The 18,251-nt window shown below is 73.1% G+C and carries 17 protein-coding genes; 1 reads left to right on the plus strand and 16 read right to left on the minus strand.

Going from position 1 to position 18,251, the window contains the following annotated elements; all coding sequences use genetic code 11:
- On the minus strand, positions 1–6,155 hold a 6,155-nt coding region (locus tag AC07B0_RS37540), incomplete at its 3' end, for an amino acid adenylation domain-containing protein (RefSeq protein ID WP_478900249.1).
- A 139-nt stretch (positions 6,156–6,294) separates the two neighbouring features.
- Here AC07B0_RS37540 and AC07B0_RS37545 point away from each other — a divergent pair.
- Positions 6,295–6,837: a hypothetical protein gene (locus tag AC07B0_RS37545; RefSeq protein WP_356882210.1), complete on the plus strand. Its 543-nt coding sequence runs from the start codon at positions 6,295–6,297 to the stop codon at positions 6,835–6,837.
- Positions 6,838–6,843: 6 nt separating this feature from the next.
- Here AC07B0_RS37545 and AC07B0_RS37550 read toward each other — a convergent pair whose 3' ends face one another.
- The 15 genes from AC07B0_RS37550 to AC07B0_RS37620 all read right to left on the minus strand — a co-directional run bounded on the left by AC07B0_RS37550 (position 6,844) and on the right by AC07B0_RS37620 (position 18,244).
- Positions 6,844–9,522, minus strand: coding sequence for a non-ribosomal peptide synthetase (locus tag AC07B0_RS37550; protein ID WP_478900251.1), 2,679 nt, complete (start codon positions 9,520–9,522; stop codon positions 6,844–6,846).
- A gap of 44 nt (positions 9,523–9,566) precedes the next feature.
- Positions 9,567–10,430 (minus strand): mycofactocin-coupled SDR family oxidoreductase, encoded by an 864-nt coding sequence (locus AC07B0_RS37555; protein WP_356882214.1) that lies wholly within the window; start codon positions 10,428–10,430, stop codon positions 9,567–9,569.
- Positions 10,427–11,122, minus strand: a complete 696-nt coding sequence (locus AC07B0_RS37560; RefSeq protein ID WP_356882216.1) for a thioesterase II family protein — start codon at positions 11,120–11,122, stop codon at positions 10,427–10,429. Before AC07B0_RS37560 ends, AC07B0_RS37555 begins: the two co-directional genes overlap by 4 nt.
- Before the next feature lie 118 nt (positions 11,123–11,240).
- A complete protein-coding gene (locus AC07B0_RS37565; RefSeq protein ID WP_356882218.1) occupies positions 11,241–11,456 on the minus strand; it encodes an MbtH family protein in 216 nt (71 codons plus the stop codon).
- Between the two features lie 52 nt (positions 11,457–11,508).
- Positions 11,509–12,129 (minus strand): 2-hydroxychromene-2-carboxylate isomerase, encoded by a 621-nt coding sequence (locus AC07B0_RS37570; protein WP_356882220.1) that lies wholly within the window; start codon positions 12,127–12,129, stop codon positions 11,509–11,511.
- 68 nt (positions 12,130–12,197) lie between these two features.
- Positions 12,198–12,944 (minus strand): 3-oxoacyl-[acyl-carrier-protein] reductase, encoded by a 747-nt coding sequence (gene fabG, locus AC07B0_RS37575; RefSeq protein ID WP_356882222.1) that lies wholly within the window; start codon positions 12,942–12,944, stop codon positions 12,198–12,200.
- Between the two features lie 13 nt (positions 12,945–12,957).
- A complete protein-coding gene (locus AC07B0_RS37580; protein WP_356882224.1) occupies positions 12,958–13,437 on the minus strand; it encodes a 3-hydroxyacyl-ACP dehydratase FabZ family protein in 480 nt (159 codons plus the stop codon).
- Positions 13,434–13,841, minus strand: coding sequence for a 3-hydroxyacyl-ACP dehydratase FabZ family protein (locus tag AC07B0_RS37585; protein WP_467299555.1), 408 nt, complete (start codon positions 13,839–13,841; stop codon positions 13,434–13,436). Before AC07B0_RS37585 ends, AC07B0_RS37580 begins: the two co-directional genes overlap by 4 nt.
- The gene (locus AC07B0_RS37590) at positions 13,841–14,089 is read right to left on the minus strand and encodes an acyl carrier protein (RefSeq protein WP_356882228.1); all 249 of its coding nucleotides are present in this window, start codon (positions 14,087–14,089) and stop codon (positions 13,841–13,843) included. Before AC07B0_RS37590 ends, AC07B0_RS37585 begins: the two co-directional genes overlap by 1 nt.
- 34 nt (positions 14,090–14,123) lie before the next feature.
- Positions 14,124–15,251: a beta-ketoacyl synthase N-terminal-like domain-containing protein gene (locus AC07B0_RS37595; RefSeq protein WP_356882230.1), complete on the minus strand. Its 1,128-nt coding sequence runs from the start codon at positions 15,249–15,251 to the stop codon at positions 14,124–14,126.
- 46 nt (positions 15,252–15,297) lie between these two features.
- Positions 15,298–15,681, minus strand: a complete 384-nt coding sequence (locus tag AC07B0_RS37600) for a hypothetical protein (RefSeq protein WP_356882232.1) — start codon at positions 15,679–15,681, stop codon at positions 15,298–15,300.
- Complete coding sequence (locus AC07B0_RS37605) at positions 15,681–16,088, minus strand: hypothetical protein (RefSeq protein WP_356882234.1); 408 nt, start codon at positions 16,086–16,088, stop codon at positions 15,681–15,683. The genes AC07B0_RS37600 and AC07B0_RS37605 overlap by 1 nt, the downstream gene beginning before the upstream one ends.
- Position 16,089: 1 nt before the next feature.
- A complete protein-coding gene (locus AC07B0_RS37610; protein WP_478900254.1) occupies positions 16,090–16,434 on the minus strand; it encodes a hypothetical protein in 345 nt (114 codons plus the stop codon).
- Positions 16,431–17,399 (minus strand): acyl-CoA thioesterase family protein, encoded by a 969-nt coding sequence (locus AC07B0_RS37615; RefSeq protein WP_356882238.1) that lies wholly within the window; start codon positions 17,397–17,399, stop codon positions 16,431–16,433. The genes AC07B0_RS37610 and AC07B0_RS37615 overlap by 4 nt, the downstream gene beginning before the upstream one ends.
- Positions 17,396–18,244, minus strand: coding sequence for an alpha/beta fold hydrolase (locus tag AC07B0_RS37620; RefSeq protein ID WP_478866724.1), 849 nt, complete (start codon positions 18,242–18,244; stop codon positions 17,396–17,398). Before AC07B0_RS37620 ends, AC07B0_RS37615 begins: the two co-directional genes overlap by 4 nt.
- Positions 18,245–18,251: the final 7 nt, after the last annotated feature.

Raw genomic sequence — 18,251 nt, forward strand, 5'->3', positions numbered from 1 at the left:
GCGACCACGTCCAGGACCGCCACCAGACGACCGGCCAGCCCCTCCACCGTCACCCGGTCGAACAGATCGACCGCGAACTCGACACTCCCCTCCAGCCCCGACCCGGCCTCCGCCAGTGTGAAAGAGAGGTCGAACTTGGCGGTGTCCAGCCGGACCGGCTGCTGGGTCACCTCGACGCCGGGCAGGGCGAGTTGGTCCGAGGGGATGTTCTGGAGCTGGAAGGAGACCTGGAAGAGGGGGTGGCGGGCCGTCGACCGCTCGGGGTTGAGGACTTCCACGAGGCGTTCGAAGGGCACGTCCTGGTTCGCGTAGGCGGCCAGGTCCGTCTCCCGGACACGCTCCAGCAGCTCCCGGAAGGTGGGGTCGCCGGTGACGTCGGTGCGCAGCACCAGGGTGTTGATGAAGAAGCCGACCAGGTCGTCGAGGGCCTCGTCGGTGCGGCCCGCGATCGGGGAGCCGAGCGGAATGTCGGTGCCGGCGCCCATGCGGTGCAGCAGGGTCGCCAGGGCCGCCTGGACGACCATGAACAGACTCGTGCCGGTGTTGCGGGCCAGCTCTTCCAGACGGGTGCGGAGCTCGGCCGGGACGGTGAAGCCGACGGTGTCGCCGCGGTAGCTGAGCTGGGCGGGGCGCGGGCGGTCCGTGGGGAGCGCCAGCTCCTCGGGCAGGCCGGCGAGGGCTTCGCGCCAGTGGTCGACCTGGCGGGACAGCTCGCTGCGCGGGTCGTCCTCGTCGCCGAGGACCTCGCGCTGCCACAGCGTGTAGTCCGCGTACTGGACGGGCAGGGGGGTGAACTCCGGGGCGGTCCCGTCGAGTCGGGCGGCGTAGGCGCGGCCCAGGTCGCGGGCGAGCGGGGCGAGGGACCAGCCGTCGCCGGCGATGTGGTGGACGACGACGAGGAGGGTGTGGTCGTCGTCGGCGAGGGTGAGCAGGTGTGCGCGTACGGGGATCTCTCGGGTGACGTCGAAGCCCGTGGCGGCGGCCCGGGCGAGTGTGTCGTCCAGGGTGTCGGGGGTGACGGTGGTGCGGTGCAGCAACGGCTGTGAGGCGGGGGCGGCCGGGTCCAGGACGAGCTGGTGCGGGCGGCCGTCGGTGTCGGGGAAGACGGTGCGCAGGGCCTCGTGCCGGGTGGTGACGTCGGCCAGGGCGGCGTCGAGGGCGGCGGTGTCGACGCGGCCGCGGAGGCGCAGTGACAGGCCGAGGTTGTAGGTGCCGCTGGGGCCGTCGAAGTGGCCGAGGAACCACAGTCGCCGCTGGGCGTACGACAGCGGGATCTCCGCTGGTCGGGCCTGCGGGAGCAGGGCTCGGCGGGCGTCGGCGGCGCCGTCGAGGGTGGTGGCGAGGGCGGCGACGGTGGGGGTCTCGAAGAGGGAGCGGACGGTGAGTTCGGCACCGGCCTCGGTGCGGATGCGGCTGATGAGGCGGGTGGCGAGGAGGGAGTGGCCGCCGAGGTCGAAGAAGCTGTCGTCGATGGAGACGGTGTCGAGGTCGAGGACCTCGGCGAACAGGGCGGCGAGGAGCGTCTCGCGCGGGGTGCGGGGGGCGCGTCCGGCGGACAGGCCCGCGAAGTCGGGGGCGGGCAGGGCGCGCCGGTCGAGCTTGCCGTTGGCGGTGACGGGGAAGGCGTCGAGCACCAGGACGGCGGCGGGGACCATGTGGTCGGGCAGGGTGGCGCCGACGTGGGCGCGGAGCTCGGCCGGGTCGGCGTCGGACCTGGTGCCGGCGGGGACGACGTAGCCGACGAGGCGCTTGTCGCCGGGGCGGTCCTCGCGGACGAGTACGGCGCTCTGCGCGACGGCGGGGTGGGCCAGCAGGGCGGCTTCGATCTCGCCGGGTTCGATGCGGAAGCCGCGGATCTTGACCTGGTCGTCGGCACGGCCGAGGTAGTCGAGTTCGCCGTCGGCGGTCCAGCGCACGAGGTCGCCGGTGCGGTACATGCGGCTGCCGGGGGTCCCGTGCGGGTCGGCGACGAAGCGTTCGGCGGTCAGGCCGGGGCGGCCGTGGTAGCCGCGGGCGAGGCCGGAGCCGGTGAGGTAGAGCTCGCCGGGGACACCGGCCGGTACGGGGTTGAGGCTCGCGTCGAGGACGTAGACGCGGGTGTTGGTGATCGGGCGGCCGATGGTGGGGGCACCGGCGCCCGGGCTGAGGGCGCCGGACATGGTGGCGCAGACAGTGGACTCGGTCGGGCCGTAGGCGTTGACCATGCGGCGCCCTTCGGACCAGCGGGCCACGAGCTCGGCGGAGCAGGCCTCGCCGGCGGTGACCAGGGTCATGCCCTCGGGGAGGCGGGAGTCGCCCATGGCGGCCAGCACGACCGGCGGGAGGGTGGCGTGGGTGACCCGCTGCCCGGCGAGGAGCGCGGCGAGCGGTTCGCCGGCGGCCAGTCGCTCGGCGGGGGCGAGGACCAGGGCCGACCCGGTGCCGAGGGTGGTGAGCATTTCCCAGATGGAGGCGTCGAAGCTGGGCGAGGAGAACTGCAGCACCCGGTGTCCGGGACCGCCGCCGAACCAGGCGAGGTGGGCGGCGGCCATGCTGGCGACGCCGGTGTGGGTGACGACGACGCCCTTGGGGCGGCCGGTGGAGCCGGAGGTGTAGATGACGTACGCCGCGTCCGCCGGGGTGAGCGCCGTGTCGGCGGCGGGTTCGTCGGGCAGTTCGGCGGTGTCCAGGAGCAGCCGTGGGGTGCCGTCGGCGGGCAGGGAGTCCTGGAGGGCCGTGGTGGTGATGACGAGGGCGGGGCGGGAGTCGTCGAGGATGTACGCGATGCGCTCGGCCGGGTAGGCGGGGTCGACGGGCACGTACGCGGCGCCGGCCTTCATCACGGCGAGGAGGCTGACGACGGTGTCGGCGCTGCGGCCCAGGGCGACCGCGACGGAGCGGCCGCGGCCGGCGCCGTGGTGGGCGAGCAGGGCGGCCAGGCGGCCTGCGCGGTCTTGGAGTTCGCGGTAGCTGAGGACGGTGTCCTCGAAGACCAGGGCGGGCGCGTCGGGGGTGCGGGCGGCCTGGGCGGCGACGAGCTCGGGCGTGGTGGCGTCCGGGACGGGTGCGGTGGTGTCGTTCCAGCCGTGCAGCAGGCGGGTGCGCTCGGCCGGGTCGAGCAGGTCGAGGGAGCCGACGCGGGCCGTGGGATCGGCGGTGGCGGCCTCGACCAGGCGCAGGAAGCGCTCGCCGAGGTCGTGGACGGTGGCCTCGTCGAAGAGGTCGCGGGCGAACTCGATGCTGCCGTCGACGCCGGCGGGCCGGCCGTCGGCGTCGAAGCGCTCGCCGAGCCGGAAGGACAGGTCGAACTTGGCGGTGTCGGTGTCGAGGTGACGGACGGTCGCGGTGAGGCCGGGCAGCTCCAGGACGGGGGCCGCATTGTCGTCCATGGCGAGGGTGACCTGGGCCAGCGGGTGGCGGGCCAGGGAGCGGACCGGGTTGAGGATCTCCACCAGCCGCTCGAAGGGCACGTCCTGGTGGGCGTACGCGGTGAGGTCGTACTCGCGGACCCGCTCGACGAGTTCGCGGAAGGTGGGGTCGCCGGAGACGTCGGTGCGCAGCACGAGGGTGTTGACGAAGAAGCCGACCAGGTCGCCGAGGGCGTCGTCGGTGCGGCCCGCGATGACGGTGCCGACGGGGATGTCCTCGCCGGCGCCGACGCGGTGGAGGAGGGTGGCGAGGGCGGCCTGGGCCACCATGAAGACGCTGGCCCGGGTGTCCTGTGCGAGGGCGAGCAGCCGCGCGTGGACCTCGGCGTCGAGGCGGAAGCCGATCCGGCCGCCCTGGTGGCCGGCCACCGCCGGGCGGGGCCGGTCGGTGGGCAGGGCGAGCTCCTCGGGGAGGCCCGCGAGGGTGTCCTTCCAGTGGGTGATCTGCTGGACGAGGACGCTGTCGGGGTCGCTCTCGTCGCCGAGGAGCTCCTGCTGCCACAGGGTGTAGTCGGCGTACTGGACGGGCAGCGGCTCGTACTGGGGGGCGGCGCCGCGCAGGCGGGCCGTGTAGGCCCGGCCGAGGTCGCGGGTGAAGGGGGCCACCGACCAGCCGTCGCCGGCGATGTGGTGCACGACGAGCAGCAGGACGTGCCGCTCGTCGTCGAGGGTGAACAGGTGGGCGCGGACGGGGATCTCGGTGGCGAGGTCGAAGCCGCGGGCGGCGGCGCGGGCGAGTGCGTGTGCCAGCTCGCGCTCGTCGGCCGGCTCGGTGACGAGGAGTTCGGGGCGGGCCTCGGCCGCGTCCAGGACGTGCTGGTGGGGGGCTCCGTCGACGACGGGGAAGAGGGTGCGCAGGCTCTCGTGGCGGACGGCGACGTCGGCGAGCGCGGCGCGCAGGGCGTCGGTGTCCACGCGGCCGGTCAGCTCGACGGTGAGGCCGTCGTTGTAGGCGGCCTTGCCGCTGCCGGTCTCCATCTGGTTGAGGAACCACAGCCGGTTCTGGGCGGCCGACAGCGGCAGCCGGGCCGGGCGCGGGCGCACGGTGAGGGCTTGCCGGGCGCCGGCGCCCCCGTCGGTGGCGGCGGCGAGGCCGAGGGCTTCGGCGAGGGTGGCGACGGTGGCGTTCTCGAAGACGGTGCGGAGGGTGAGTTCGGCTCCCAGTTCCTTGCGGATGCGTCCGACGAGGCGGGTGACGTGGAGGGAGCTGCCGCCGAGGAGGAAGAAGTTGTCGTCCACGGAGACGACCTGGGTGCCGAGCACCTCGGTGAACAGCCGGCACAGGCTTTCCTCCGCGGCGGTGCGCGGGGCGCGGGAGGCGGCCCGGGCGGCGGCGGGCTCCGTGGTGCCGGGGGCAGTGGTGCCGACGGCGGCGGTGCCGGGGGCCGTGGTGCCGGCGGCGGTACGGGCGCGTTCGGGCAGGCTCAAGGTGTCCAAGTCGATGGAGTCGACGCTCTCGTGGAGCTCGGTGCTGCCCAGCCGGTGCAGGAAGTCGAGGAAGGCGAGCTGGTAGGCGCGCAGGTCCTGGTCGGCGTACAGGTCGGGGTTCGCGTCGAAGTCGATCTGGAGGCCGGAGGAGGTGCCCCGGTCGTAGACGATGAAGGAGATGTCGTCGGCGGGGCCGATGGAGAGGTTGTGGGGACGCGCGGTGTGGCCGGCGAACCGCAGGTCGTAGTCGAACATCATGATGTTGACGTGCGGGCCGACCAGGCGGCGGTCGTCGGCGAGCATGCCGAGGTCGCGGCGCAGGTCCTCGAACTGGTAGCGCTGGTGCTTCATCGCGGCGCGCATCTCGGCGGAGACCTGGTGCAGCAGTTCTTCGACGGTGGTGCCGGGCTCGATGGCGACGCGGAGCGGCAGGACGTTGGAGACCATGCCGGGGACGCTGCGGGCGTTCTTGCCGAGCCGGGTGGAAACGGGCAGGCCGAGGACCACCTCGGGGGCCCCGGTCAGGCGCCGGAGCCACAGGGCGACCGCGGCGACCAGCGCGGGGGGCCAGGTGACGGCGGCGTCGGAGGCCAGGGTGCGCAGCCGCTCGGTCTCGGTGCGGCCGAGGCGAGCGGTGCGGCGGGCCAGGGAGCCGGCCAGGCCCGGCTGTTCCCCGGAGAGGCTGACGGGTTCCGGGCACTCCTTGAGCCGGTCGATCCAGTAGGCGCGGTCGGTGCCGAAGCGCTCGGAGTCGCGGTAGGCGGCCTTCTCGTCGAGGAGCTGCGCGAGGGGTGCGAAGGGGGTGGCGGGTACGGGTTCACCGGCGGCCAGCGCGGAGTACAGGGCCGCGGTGCGCTGCGCGACCATGTTGACGGTGAAACCGTCGACCAGCAGGTGGTGGTAGCGGTGAAGCCACAGGTGGCGGTCCTCGGCGACCTTGAAGAGGGCGAAGAGGAAGAGCTGGTCGTGCTCGGTGTCCAGGGGCCGGGCGAAGTCCTCGGCCATCCAGGCGCGGGCGGCCACGACCGGGTTGGGGGCGTCGCTGACGTCGACCACGTGCAGGGACCAGTCGAGGTCGGCCGCGGGCACGATCCGGGCCACGGGGCCGCTGTCGCCCTCGTGGAAGCGCAGGCGCAGCGTCTCCGCTTCGGCGACCACCTGGCGCAGGGCCTGCTGGAGGAGCAGCGGGTCCACCGGTCCGTCGATTTCCAGGAATTCACCGGTGTTGAAGATCGTGTTCTGCGGATTCAGCTGCTGCGCATACCAGACACCCGACTGGGCGGCGGTCAGCGGCAGCAGGGCACCCCGAAGGTCGGACACAGCCACTCACCCTCAATACATCGATGGAAATCACGGAGTCAGGCCCCCTGTCTAACAGCGGGCTTTCGGCCAGGACAACGGCGCTTGCAGAAAGCTGCCAAGCCCTGGGGAGCGGTCGGCCGCGTGCTAGCGTCGGCGTATGACCGAGAAGAAGGATGCGGAACGCACAATCGTCGACCGCTACATGCCCGAATGGCATTTCCGGGAACAGCATTGGATAGCGGTGAAGGCGCCGCGCGAAGAGGTGATGCTGGCGGCCCGCGAGATGACCTGGCGGGAGGCTCCCGTGGCCCGGTTCCTGTTCCGGTTCACCAAGAGCAGGCTCTCGGCGGACGGCCGCGTGCTGGATGACTTCGCCAAGGACGGCGACACCGTACTGGAGCTGTCCGACGATGAGTTGGTGTACGGCGGCATCGGCTCGCAGGCCGGCCCGGTGACCCCGGACCGGCCGATGGCGGAGGTGTTCGCGCAGTACGCGGAGCCGGGCTGCACGAAGGCCGTCTTCACGATGCGGTACGCCGATGGAATTCTGTCGACGGAGACCAGGATCCTGGCCACGGACGAGGCGACCCGGCGCCGTTTCGGACGTTACTGGAAAGCCATCCGGATTCCGAGCGGAATCGTCCGTCTCTCTTTCCTGTCCGCCGTGAAGCGCAGGGTCGACATACCCGCGTCGCGTTGAGTCGCGTCACATCTGGGCGTCCCGGACGAGTTCGATGAACCGGCCTGCCGTGGAGTTGCGATAGAAGTCCTGCGTCGTGACCTTCGGCAGGCCCTGGCCCCGCATTTCGCGCAGCACCCTGATGACCAGCAGAGAATTGCCGCCGAGTTCGAAGAAATTGTCCTTCGTGGTGACGTCGCAATTCAGTGCGTGGCCCCAGACCTTGAGGATCTGCTCGGTCAGCGGGTCGTGTTCCGTGCCCGTCCCGGGGGCCGCTGCGGCCGTCGAGGCGGGCGCGGAGCCGGCCGGCGCGGCGGACGGGGCGGGCAGCGCGGCCGTGTCCACCTTGCCGTTGATGGTCAGCGGGATCGCGGCCACCACGGTCAGGGACGCCGGAACCATGTAGACGGGCAGCACCCCGCGGGCGTGGGCGAGGACGTCGGCGGCGGCCGCGGGGCCCCGCAGGGCGACGTAGGCGTCGATCCGGGCGGTGGCCGCGTCCCCCGGCACGTCGTGGTTGAGGACGGTCGCGGCGCCGGCGACGTCGGGGTGGCTGAGCAGCACGTTGCGGATCTCGTCGAGTTCGATGCGGTGGCCGCGCACCTTCACCTGGCTGTCGAGCCGGCCGAGGTGGTCCAGGCTGCCGTCGGGGCGCAGCCGGCCCCGGTCGCCGCTGCGGTAGATCCGTCCGCCGCCGTGGGGGTCGGTGACGAACCGTTCCGCGGTGAGCTCCGGCAGTCCCAGGTACCGGTCGGCGACGCCGGCGCCGCCGACGCAGATCTCGCCCGCCGCCCCGACCGGCAGCAGACGGCCGCGCGGGTCGCGTACCGACAGGGTCCATCCGGGCAGGGCGGGGCCGACCTTGCGGCCGGCGGCCAGGACGTCGGCCGGGGTGACGGTGTGGGCGGTGACGTGCACGGTGGTTTCGGTGATGCCGAACATGTTCACCAGGCGGCACTCGGTGTGGGAGTGCCGGGCGAACCAGGGGGCGAGCATCCGGACGTCGAGCGGCTCTCCGCCGAAGACCACCAGCCGTACGGCGAGGGCGTCGGCGGGGGCGTGCCGGTCCGCCTCGACCACCTGGGCGAAGGCCGAGGGGGTCTGGTTGAGGACGGTGACGCCCTCGCGGACCAGCAGGGCGTGGAACAGCTCGGTGTCGCGGGTGGTCCAGTAGTCGACGACGACCAGGCGGCCGCCGGTCAGCAGGCAGCCCCAGATCTCCCAGACGGAGAAGTCGAAGGCGCTGGAGTGGAAGAGGGTCCACACGTCGTCGGCGCCCAGCCGGAAGTCCTCGCGGGTCGCCTCGATCAGGGCGGCGACGTTGCGGTGCGGGACGACGACTCCCTTGGGGCGGCCGGTGGAGCCGGAGGTGTAGATGACGTAGGCGGGCGCCGAGCCGTCCTCGGGCCGGGGCCGCGGCGGCGCGCCCGCGGCCAGGGCGCGCAGCGCGTCCGGTGTGACGAGGTGTACGCCGTCCAGCGTGGGGAAGCCGCTGCCGCCGACGACCACGGTGATCCCGGCGTTCTCGACCGTGTAGCGCAGCCGGTCCTCCGGGTAGCGCAGGTCCATGGGGACGTAGGCGCAGCCGGCCTTGAGGACACCGAGCAGGGTGATCACGAGGTCGGCGTCGCGCTCCAGGGCGACGCCCACCGTGGCGCCGGGGGCCACGCCCACGGCGCGCAGTCCGGCGGCGGTGCGCTCGGCGCGGGCGTCGAGTTCGGCGTAGCTGAGGCTGGTGTCCCCGGCGGTCAGGGCGACGGCGTCGGGCCGGGCGCGGGCGACGTCGGCGAAGAGGCCGTCGATCGTGCGGGCGGCGGCGCCGGGGTCGCCGGTGGGAGGGGTGACGCCGTGGGCCAGTGTCCACGCGGTCTCGTCGGCGTCGAGGAGCTCGACGGAGTCCAGCGGGCGCTCGGGGGCGGCCGCCAGCTGGGCCGCCACCCGGGCGACATGGGCGGCGAACCGTTCGGCCACGGCCGGGTGGAAGTCGCCGAGGTCGTGGCGGAACACCGCGGTGGCGGTGCCGTCCGCCTGCCGGGTCACGTGCAGGACGCCGGGCAGGACGGGAGCCAGGTGCGGCAGGCGGCGCACGCCCGGCCGGGATTCCTCGACCAGGACGCCGATGCCGGCGAGGTTCAGCAGGCCGCCTTCGTACGCCGCCCAGCGCGCGGTGAACGCGGCCGCGTCCTGGGTCTCGTCCACGGGCTCGCCCGCCCCGTAGCGGGCCAGGACCAGGGCGGTGGCCGCGGCGACCAGTGCCGGGTCGCCGGGCAGGGGCCGTGCCACGGCGGCTTCGGCGGTGTGCCCGGTCCGGGCCGGGTCGCCGAGGCCCCACTCCAGGACGGGCCGCTCGCCGGCCGGGCGTTCGGCGTCGGCGGGCGTGACGGCCAGGGTCCCGGGGTCGAGCGCGAGGGTGCGGCGGGCGACGAGCACGAGGTCGGCGTCGCCGTCGCGGTAGTGGAGCAGGACCGCGCGCAGCGGCGGGCCGGCGGAGCGCAGCGGACGCCCGGCCTCCCGTCGCAGCCGGTCGGCGGCGCCCGGGTGGGTGGCGGCGTACGGCAGGCGGTCCTGCCAGAGGCGCAGCTCAGCGGCCGTGTCCCAGGCGCCGGCCGCGCCGGCGCGCAGACGCCGTTCGAGGTCCCCGGCATCGACAGGGCCCGGCATCCGGACCACCAGGCTGTGGCAGGACTCGGCCTGACTTCTCGACATGGTCGGACTCCTGTACGTGCGGGAAGGGGAATGCGGGTCGGGGGTCAGCGGGCGCTGAAGCCGCCGTCGACGGTGAGGGTGGTCCCGGTGACCTGGCGGGAGTCGTCTCCCGCCAGCCACAGGGCGGCGCCCGCGATGTCGTGCGGTTCGATGAGGGCGTTCATCGGCTGCGACTGGACGAAGATCTCCTCGTGCTCGGCGACGTCGACGTCGAGGGAGCGGGCGATCTCGGCGAGCATGCGGCCCTCGTGCAGCGGATCGTCGCGCACGGAGCCGGGGCACAGGGCGTTGACCCGGACCCGGAACGGCGCGTAGTCGAGGGCGGCGGCCTTGGTCAGGCCGATCAGGCCGTGCTTGGCGGCGACGTAGCCGGCGAAGTGCCGGTAGCCGACGAGGCCGGCGGTGGAGGCGACGTTGATGACGCTGCCGGAGCGCTGCTCGACCATGGCGGGGACGACGGCCTTCATCATGCGCCAGGCGCCGGTGAGGTCGATGCCGACCATCAGCTCCCATTCGTCCTCGGCGATCTCGTGCACGGCCTTGCCGGAGGGGGAGGCGATGCCGGCGTTGTTGAGCAGGACGTCGAGGGTGCCGAAGCGTTCCAGCGCCTGGCCGGCGACGGCCTCGACGGCTCCGGGGTCGCGGACGTCGGCGGCGGCGGTGTGCACGGAGACGCCGTGCGCCCGGCAGAGCTGGGCGGTGTGCTCCAGCTGGCTCCGGGAGCCCAGCGGGTAGGGCACCCCGGCCACGTCACCGGCGACGTCGACGAGCACCAGGTCGGCGCCCTCGGCGGCGAACCGGACCGCGCAGGAGCGGCCCAGCCCCCGGGCGGCGCCGGTGACCACGGCGGTCCTGCCGGTGAGACGGCCGGCCCCCGTGGCGGGTGTGGCGGCGGTGGCGGTGGTCATGAGGCGGGCACCGCGGCGATCGCGTCGATCAGCGGCAGCGGAGACCCGGTGAGGTACATGTGGCCGCCGGCCGGTTCCACCAGACGGAAGGCGCCGGTGGTGAACTCCTGCCACTCCTCGGCCTCCGCGCGGGTCACCAGCGCGTCCTCGGTGCCGCGCAGCGAGGTCACCGGGATCCGCAGCGGCTCGTCGGAGCGCGGCCGGTAGCTCTCGTGCATCTCGACGTCGGCCCGCAGGATCGGCAGGAGCAGCTCCCGCATGTCGGGGTCGGCCAGCGCGTCGTGCTCGTACCCGGCGAACTCCTGCACGCGGGCGAGGAACGCCTCGTCGTCCAGTCCCGTCGCGTGCCGGGAGCGGCCGGTGCGGGGGCCGGGCGAACCGCTCACGTACAGGTGGGTGAGGGCCGCGGCCGGGTCGCGCTCCAGCCGGCGGGCGATCTCGTAGGCGAGGACGGCGCCCAGGCTGTGCCCGAAGAGCGCCAGGGGCTCGCCCGCGGCGAGGTCGGCCACGCGGGGGGCGAGGACGTCGGCGGCGGTGTGCGCGTCGCGGTACGGCTCGTCGAGGAAGAGTTCCTCGCGGCCGGGCAGCTGGATCGGGACGATCCGCGGGGCGTGCGCGGGCAGGTCTTTCCAGGCGCGGTAGAAACCTGCGCCGCCCCCCGCGAACGGAAGGCACATCAGGGAGTGCGTCATGAGCGGCATCGCTTTCTGGGAAGCTGCGTGAGGGCCACGCTGTCATCGGCTCCGGACATGGACAACGGGCGTTGCAGATTGCTGCCAACGCCCGCTGCCCAGCCGCCGGCGGGGGGTGTCAGGCGGCGTCCATGGCGTCGGCCAGCGACTTCGGCCGCATGTCGGTCCAGTTCTCGTTGATGTAGTCCAGGGACGCCTGGCGGGTGTCCTCGCCGTGCGCCACGGTCCAGCCGGCGGGGACCTCGGCGAAGGCGGGCCAGAGGGAATGCTGGTTCTCCTCGTTGGCGAGGACCAGGTAGCGGGCGTCGTCGTTCTCGAACGGGTTGGTGGCCATGGCCGGTTCTTCCTCCGGTTTGCGGGAGTGGACGGGGATGCGGGTGCTCGGGTCAGGCGGCCCGGGCGGACAGCTGCTCGACGAAGTCGGGGAGCCGGTCGACGCCCCAGTACTTGTCGAAGCCGCTGATGAAGAAGGGGACTCCGAACACCCCGTCGCGGTGAAGGGAGTTCAGCGCCTTCAGTCCCAGTTCGCGGATCTCGGGGTCCTCGTGGGCCCGGGCGAGCGCCTCGGCGTCGAGGCCGAGCCGCTCGCCGATCCCGCGCATGGTGCCGGGGTCGGAGATGTCCTCGCCGAGCTCCCAGCGGGCGCGGTAGGTCTCGGCGATGAACCCGGGGCCCGCGCCGAGCCGCTCGGCGGCCAGGTAGGCCAGGTGGGAGACCTCCCAGCGGGGGGCGGGGTCCACCGGCCACACCATGTCCAGGCCGCGGGCCCGGGCCAGGCGCCGGACGTCCTGGAGGATGTAGAGGTGCTTCTCCTTGGACATGGCGACGTACGGCAGCTTGATGTTGCTGCGTTCCAGCTCGTCCAGGGCGGGCTCGTCCGGCTCCCAGAAGGGCAGCCATTCGATCGCCGCGGCCACGTCCGCGTGGTGGTCCACCAGGTCCCGGTAGGCCATCCAGGAGTAGGGGCTGCGGAAGGAGAAGTACCAGCGCGGTACGCGTCGTGCCATCGCCGCCTCCAGCGGTTCGCGTGCGGGTGGTGCCGTGCGGTGGTGCGGGTGCGGTCGTGCGGGTGGTTCTAGATCGTGATGCCGCCGTCGATCTGCAGGACGGCGCCGGTGATGTAGGCGGCCTTGTCCGAGGCCAGGTAGGCGACGAGGTCGGCGACCTCTTCCGCGGTGCCCATGCGGCGCAGCGGGATCGAGGACAGGGCGTCCTTGCGGGCCTTGTCGTTCATCTGGGCGACCATGTCGGTCTCGATGAAGCCGGGTGCGACCGCGTTGACGCGGATGCCGGACCGGCCGGTCTCCTTGGCGAGGGCCCGGGAGAAGCCGATGATCCCCGCCTTGGAGGCGGAGTAGTTGGTCTGGGTGCCGTGGCCGTAGACCCCGGCGACCGAGGAGATGTTGACGATGGCGCCGCCGCGGCGCTTCATCATCCCGAAGACCACCGCGCGGCAGACGTGGTAGACGCCGTCCAGGTTGGTGTCGATGACCTGGCGCCACTGCTCGTCCTCCATGAGGACCAGCGGGTTGTCGCGGGTGATGCCGGCGGCGGTGACGGCCGCGGCGACCGGTCCCAGGCCCTCCTCGGTCGCCTCGGTCCAGGCGCGTACGGCGGGTCCGTCGGCGACGTCGACGCGGGTGCCCACCACCTGGACGCCGAACTCCTCGCCGGCCTTCTCCAGGGTGCGCGCGGCGCTGTCGTCCGAGCGGTAGCAGAAGGCCACGTCGAATCCGTCGCGGGCGAGCGCGCGGACCGTGGCGCGGCCGATGCCGCGGGAACCGCCGGTGACGAGGGCCACCCGGTTCGTGCTGTCTGGCATGTCGTTCGTCTCCTCAGGCGGTGGCGGGGCGCAGCGCCGCCGCCGGGCGGAAGGCCATGACGATCCGGCCGACGGTCATCACCGTCTCGCCGGCCGAGCGGGTCTCGCCGTCGAACAGCAGCGTGTCGTCGACCTTGCGGTCCAGGCGCACGCGGTGTTCCAGGACCTCGCCGGGCAGGACCGGCCGGTGGAACTCGACGCCGGTCATGCCGCCGAAGAGCATCACCTGGCCGTCGAGCACGTCCGGGTTGGGGTCGTCCCAGGTGGCCAGTACGCCGGCGGACTGGCACCAGGACTCCACGAGCAGCGACTGCGGGTAGGCGAAGTCCTCCTCGGGGGTGTCCGCGTCGAGCCGTTCGTACCAGGGCTCGTTGCAGGTGACCGCTTTGAGGGCGATCAGGCGCTCGCCGGGGACGACGTCCACGACGCGGTCCACCAGCAGCATCGGGAAGCGGTGGGGCAGCCGGGCCCGGATGTCGCGCTGGCCGGTCATGCGGCCGCCGCCTCTCCGGTCGTCGCGGGCGTGGCGTAGCGCAGCCGTACGCCGGCCGCGGGGCCCCGCCCGGTGGTGAGCTTGGCCCGCACCTGCCAGTCGCCGGCGGGGGTCCGCTTCCAGGCCATGGCGATGTCGATCCGGTCGCCGGGGAAGACGGGTCCGGTGAACCGGGTGGACTCCACGGCCGCGAGGCGGGTGCCCTTGGCGTCGTCGGGCCGGGTGGCCTCGGCGCCCTGGCGGGCGCATTCGACCAGGCAGACCCCGGGGAAGATGGGGAAGCCCGGGTAGTGGCCGGGGAGCACGGTCTCGGTGTCCGCCACCGTGAACCGGGCCGCGGTGTTCAGCTCGCTTTCGGCGGGCAGCACCTCGACCGCGGCGCGAAGTGGGCTCGCGGCGGGCATCAGGCGGCCTGCGCCGTGTCGATCCGGGAGCGCAGCACGTCGTAGGCGCTGTCCAGGGTGACGATGTGCTTGAGGTCCGATTCCGGGAGCTTGACGCCGTACTTCTTCTCCAGCACCACGACGACCTCCAGGGCCATCAGCGAGTCGACCTCCAGGTCGTCGACGAACTTGACGTCGTCGCCCACCTCGGCCACCTCGACGTCCAGCACCTGGGCGACGAGGGCGCGCAGTTCTTCCTTCTCCAGCACGGTGTTCTTGTCCTTTCGGGAGGGCGGGCCGGCTTCAGCGCAGGCCGAGCAGGGCGCAGCCGACGGTGCCGGTGCGGTCCACGGAGGTGATGACGCCGATCCGGCCGGCCGCCTCGGCGGGCCGGTCGGCGGCGTACGACAGCAGGGCGGCGGCCTGGAAGGCGGCCGCGGCGGCGCCGGTGTCGCCGATCAGGCCGGTCGGCGTCAGGTCGGCGTGGTCCACGGCGCCGAACACCTCGCGCACCGCGTCGGCCTCGCCGAGGCCCTCGCGGCCGGGCGCGCCGGAGCGGGCGACGGCGGCCACCTGCGCGGGTTCCACGCCGGCCCGGCGCAGGGCGGCGCGCAGGCAGGAGACGAGGGTGGGGCGGGGGTCGCCGTCGAGGACGACGCGCAGTTCCACGGCGAGGAGTTCGGCGAGGACGGGCTGCCCGGCGTCTTCGGGCGTGTGCGGTTCGACGAGCAGCATCGCGCAGCCCTCGCCGAGCGCCGGAACGGGCGCGGGGGCCGGGCCGGGGCCGGTGTCCTGCTCGCCGCTGTGGTGCTCCAGCCAGGCGCGGGCCTGGCTGAACTCCTCGGCGGCGCCGCACAGTACGGTACGGGCGCGGCCCGATCCCAGCAGTCTGCGCGAGTAGTTCAGGGCGTGCAGGCCCGCGGTGCGGCCGCCGGCGATGGTGGCGTTGGGTCCCTTGAGGTTGAACCAGATGGCGCTCTGTCCGGCGGCGCAGTTCATCACCGTGTTGGGGAAGCGGGCCGGGTCGACGAAGAAGGGCTGGTCGCCGGTGAGGGAGTCCCGGGTGAAGTCCATCATCGACTGGGCGCTGCCGGTGGTGGTGCCCAGGGCGAAGGCGGCTCCCTCGCCGGTGCCGACGGCGCGGTTGCGCGGCGAGTCGTCGAGCAGGGCGCCGGCGGCGGTGACGGCGAGGCCGGTGACCCGGTCCATCGAGCGGGTGCCCTTCTTGCCGAGCACCTCCCGGATGGAGAAGCCGGGCACGACGTGGCCCACGCCGTCGGGGGTGGTGCCGTGCTCGGGGCCGAGGCCGGTGACGGTGGCGCGCCGCTCCCGCAGGCCCTCGGTGAAGGCGGCCCTGCCGATGCCGTACGGCGACACGGCCGACCAGGCGGTGATCACCGGGCGTCCGGTGCCCGTGGTGGGGGTGGTCATGACCGTCACGTGTTCCTTCCGTTCAGGGTGGTCCCGGTCGGGGTGGTCACAGGAAGATGACCATCCGGTACTCGTTCCAGCGGGCGGCGGTCGCGTCGGCGGCGACGAGCCGGACGCCTGCGACCAGGGGGCGTGCGGCGCCGAGGGCCGCGATGTCCGGCTCCTCCACGAGGACGCCCGTGCCCTGGGCCAGCAGGGTGCGCAGGCCCGCGCGGGGGTCGGTGAGGGTGTCCACCGTCCGGTCGCCGATGCGCAGCGCCGGTACGGGGCCCGTGTCCAGGGCGTAGCTCGCGGCGGAGCCGCGGAGCAGGATGTCGAGGCCGCCCAGCTGCCGGTGCAGTTCGGTGGCGAGGTAGAGCTCGTCGAAGAACTGCTTCTCCAGTGCGCCGCGGTAGCCGTGTTCGACGATGGCCAGCACGCGGGCGCCCATCAGATGCCCCCCAGGTGCAGGACCTTGTCGGCGGCCGCCGCGTTGGCGGCGTAGCCGCCGGGCGGGCGGATCACCACCTGGGGCAGGTGGTCCACCGCCCCCCGGTCGTCGCTGCAGAAGCGGCAGCCGTACCAGTACAGCCGCCCCTCCCAGGTGGTGAGGAGCTCCTCCACCAGGGCCGCGGTGGAGGGGTACGCGCGGTTCCAGTCGGCCAGGTTGCGGGGCTTGTCGCCGCCGAGGCCGCGCTGGGTGAGCATGGTCGCGTAGCCGCAGGTCCATACCTGTACGGTGGCGCCGCGCTCCAGGAGGGACTGGGTCAGCCGCAGGGCGGTGGTGACCTGGTCCGATGTGTGGGGGGGACCCATGAGGGTGATGAGCACGTCCGTGTGCGGAATCTTCCTGGCCACTTCAGTGCCACACCACCCGGACGGCCGGATCGAGGATCCAGCCCGCCACCACGTCCATGCCCACGACGCGCAGTTCGGGGCGGAGGGACGCCGCTTCCAGGCCGCGCTGGGCGAGCGAGAAGCTGTCCGCGGCGAGCACTCCCCCCTCCTTCTGGAAGCGGTCCAGGTCGCTGTCGCTGTCGGGGACGGCGAGGACGACCCCGTCCTGGACCAGGAAGAGGAGCGCCGACTGCCCGGTGAGGACCTGGGTGACCGCGTCGCGCCGGAAACCGGCGTCCTGCGCGAAGCGGCCCTGGCTCTCGACGAGCAGCAGCCGTGGGGTGCCGCTCTCCCAGATCTCGCTCACGCCGCCGGCGTCCCGTTGACGGCGTCGAGGACCCGCTGGTCGAAGTTGACGAGGCTCCAGTCGCGGCGGTTCTTGATGACGGCGTAGCCGTGCACGATGCTGCCGGTGGCGGTCTTCACGAGCTCGCCGTCGCGCAGGACGTAGAAGTCCATGCGCGAGGTGTAGGTGAAGTCCTTGAAGACCTCCTCGACGGTGTAGACCGTGTAGAGGTCCTCCTCCATCAGCGCCTCGTCGAGGATGCGGATGTCGGAGCGGGGCACGACGGGGATCCAGCGGCGGTCGTCGAGCAGGGTCTTGATGGAGATGCCGCGGTCGGCGACGAAGCGGTCCTTGCCCTCCTCCATCAGGCGCAGGTAGCCCGACATCTGGATGCGCTCGGTGAAGTGGCAGTAGGGGTACGGGATGTTCCACTTCCAGGCGTACGCGTTCCGGCCGGCGGTGAGGGAGGCGAGGATCTCCTCCTCGGCCGGGGCGGCGGCGGGCGCCTCGCGCTCCAGGTCGTCGCCGAGCTTGGCGACGGCGAAGCGGGCGAGCAGCTCGGGGACCTCGCCGGCCGCCTCCAGGTAGGTGTCGATCCGCAGGGAGACGCGGACCTTCGAGGTGACGGCCTTGTGGATCTCGCCGTCCCGCTCGAACTGGATGGTGACCTTGAAGCCGATGGTGCCGTCGTCGTCCTTCGTCCACGGCACGACCTCCGCCTCGGCGGTGTCGTCCATGTGGAACGCGTGCAGGATGCGGCTGTCGATCGTGACCAGGTCCAGGCCCAGGCCGTGCTCCTCGTACAGCGCGCGGGCGGGCAGCCCGGCCTGCCGGAAGTGGTCCAGTACGGCTTCCTCGACGAGGTAGTTGACGTGCTTGAAGCCGATCCAGGTGCAGATGTTGGACCCCTCGTAGCGGGGGCGCACCGTGGTGGTCGTGGCGGTGGTCAGCAGCGCCTTGACGGCGGTGTCCGTGACGAGGGTCATGGTCGGGGCTCCAGGGCGTTGAGGAGGGCGGCCCCGCGCGGCGGGGTCAGGCCCAGGGTCGAGTTGACGAAGCTGCTGACGGCGGCGGCGAACTCCCCTGCCGCGTCGAGCATCGGGAAGTGCCCGCTGCCGGGCAGGGTGCGGAAGGCGGCGTCGGGCAGCGCCGCGGCCAGCGCCGCACCGTCCCGGGGCCGGGCGGCGAAGTCGTGCTCGCCGGCCAGCACCAGGGCGGGCGCGGTGATCCGCCCGGTCTGCAGGGCGGGGGTGCGCAGGTACAGGTCGAAGAAGCGGAGCCAGCCGTAGGGTCCGACCCGGTCGCGGACCCGCTCCCCCATCGCCTGCTGGATGTCGTCCGGGATCCGGCCGCCGGAGTGGGCGCGGATCCCCTCCTCCATGATCAGGTGGAAGTCGTTGAGGTAGTAGCTGATGGTGTTCCAGTCGAACTCCTCGGCCTTGCCCCGGTAGAAGGGGGACACGAGCACCAGGGCCCGGATGCCGTACTGGCGCAGCGAGTCGGCGCCGCCCCGGTTCTTCTGGTCCAGCAGGTCGAGCAGGACGTTGGAGGCCATCGAGTGGGCGACGACCACCTCGGCGCCACCGGGGACCGCCTCCAGCGCCTTGCCGAGCCAGCCCCGCAGGTTGGGCTGTTCGTTCCAGTCGGCGATGGTCTCGGTCCGCCACGGCAGCCGGGCCGTCCACACCTGGTACGACGGGGGCAGCTCGGGCAGGGCCTTCTCCCAGACGCTGTCGTTGGCGGCGAGTCCGTGGAGCAGCAGGACGCGGGGCCCGCTGCCCTCGGTGCGCCGTTCGACCGTCACGGGGCGCAGGTCCACGTGGGTGTTCATCACGGCC

This window comes from Streptomyces sp. NPDC044704 (assembly GCF_056433525.1).

Excerpts from the sequence above, each read along its gene's own strand:
- AC07B0_RS37615 (WP_356882238.1), bottom strand. The coding sequence starts at position 17,399 with ATGACCCTCGTCACGGACACCGCCGTCAAGGCGCTGCTGACCACCGCC.
- AC07B0_RS37555 (WP_356882214.1), bottom strand. The coding sequence starts at position 10,430 with ATGACCACCGCCACCGCCGCCACACCCGCCACGGGGGCCGGCCGTCTC.
- AC07B0_RS37550 (WP_478900251.1), bottom strand. The coding sequence starts at position 9,522 with ATGTCGAGAAGTCAGGCCGAGTCCTGCCACAGCCTGGTGGTCCGGATG.
- AC07B0_RS37545 (WP_356882210.1), top strand. The coding sequence starts at position 6,295 with ATGACCGAGAAGAAGGATGCGGAACGCACAATCGTCGACCGCTACATG.
- AC07B0_RS37585 (WP_467299555.1), bottom strand. The coding sequence starts at position 13,841 with ATGCCCGCCGCGAGCCCACTTCGCGCCGCGGTCGAGGTGCTGCCCGCC.
- AC07B0_RS37600 (WP_356882232.1), bottom strand. The coding sequence starts at position 15,681 with ATGGGCGCCCGCGTGCTGGCCATCGTCGAACACGGCTACCGCGGCGCA.
- AC07B0_RS37620 (WP_478866724.1), bottom strand. The coding sequence starts at position 18,244 with ATGAACACCCACGTGGACCTGCGCCCCGTGACGGTCGAACGGCGCACC.
- AC07B0_RS37570 (WP_356882220.1), bottom strand. The coding sequence starts at position 12,129 with ATGGCACGACGCGTACCGCGCTGGTACTTCTCCTTCCGCAGCCCCTAC.
- AC07B0_RS37560 (WP_356882216.1), bottom strand. The coding sequence starts at position 11,122 with ATGACGCACTCCCTGATGTGCCTTCCGTTCGCGGGGGGCGGCGCAGGT.
- AC07B0_RS37580 (WP_356882224.1), bottom strand. The coding sequence starts at position 13,437 with ATGACCGGCCAGCGCGACATCCGGGCCCGGCTGCCCCACCGCTTCCCG.
- fabG (WP_356882222.1), bottom strand. The coding sequence starts at position 12,944 with ATGCCAGACAGCACGAACCGGGTGGCCCTCGTCACCGGCGGTTCCCGC.
- AC07B0_RS37595 (WP_356882230.1), bottom strand. The coding sequence starts at position 15,251 with ATGACCACCCCCACCACGGGCACCGGACGCCCGGTGATCACCGCCTGG.
- AC07B0_RS37565 (WP_356882218.1), bottom strand. The coding sequence starts at position 11,456 with ATGGCCACCAACCCGTTCGAGAACGACGACGCCCGCTACCTGGTCCTC.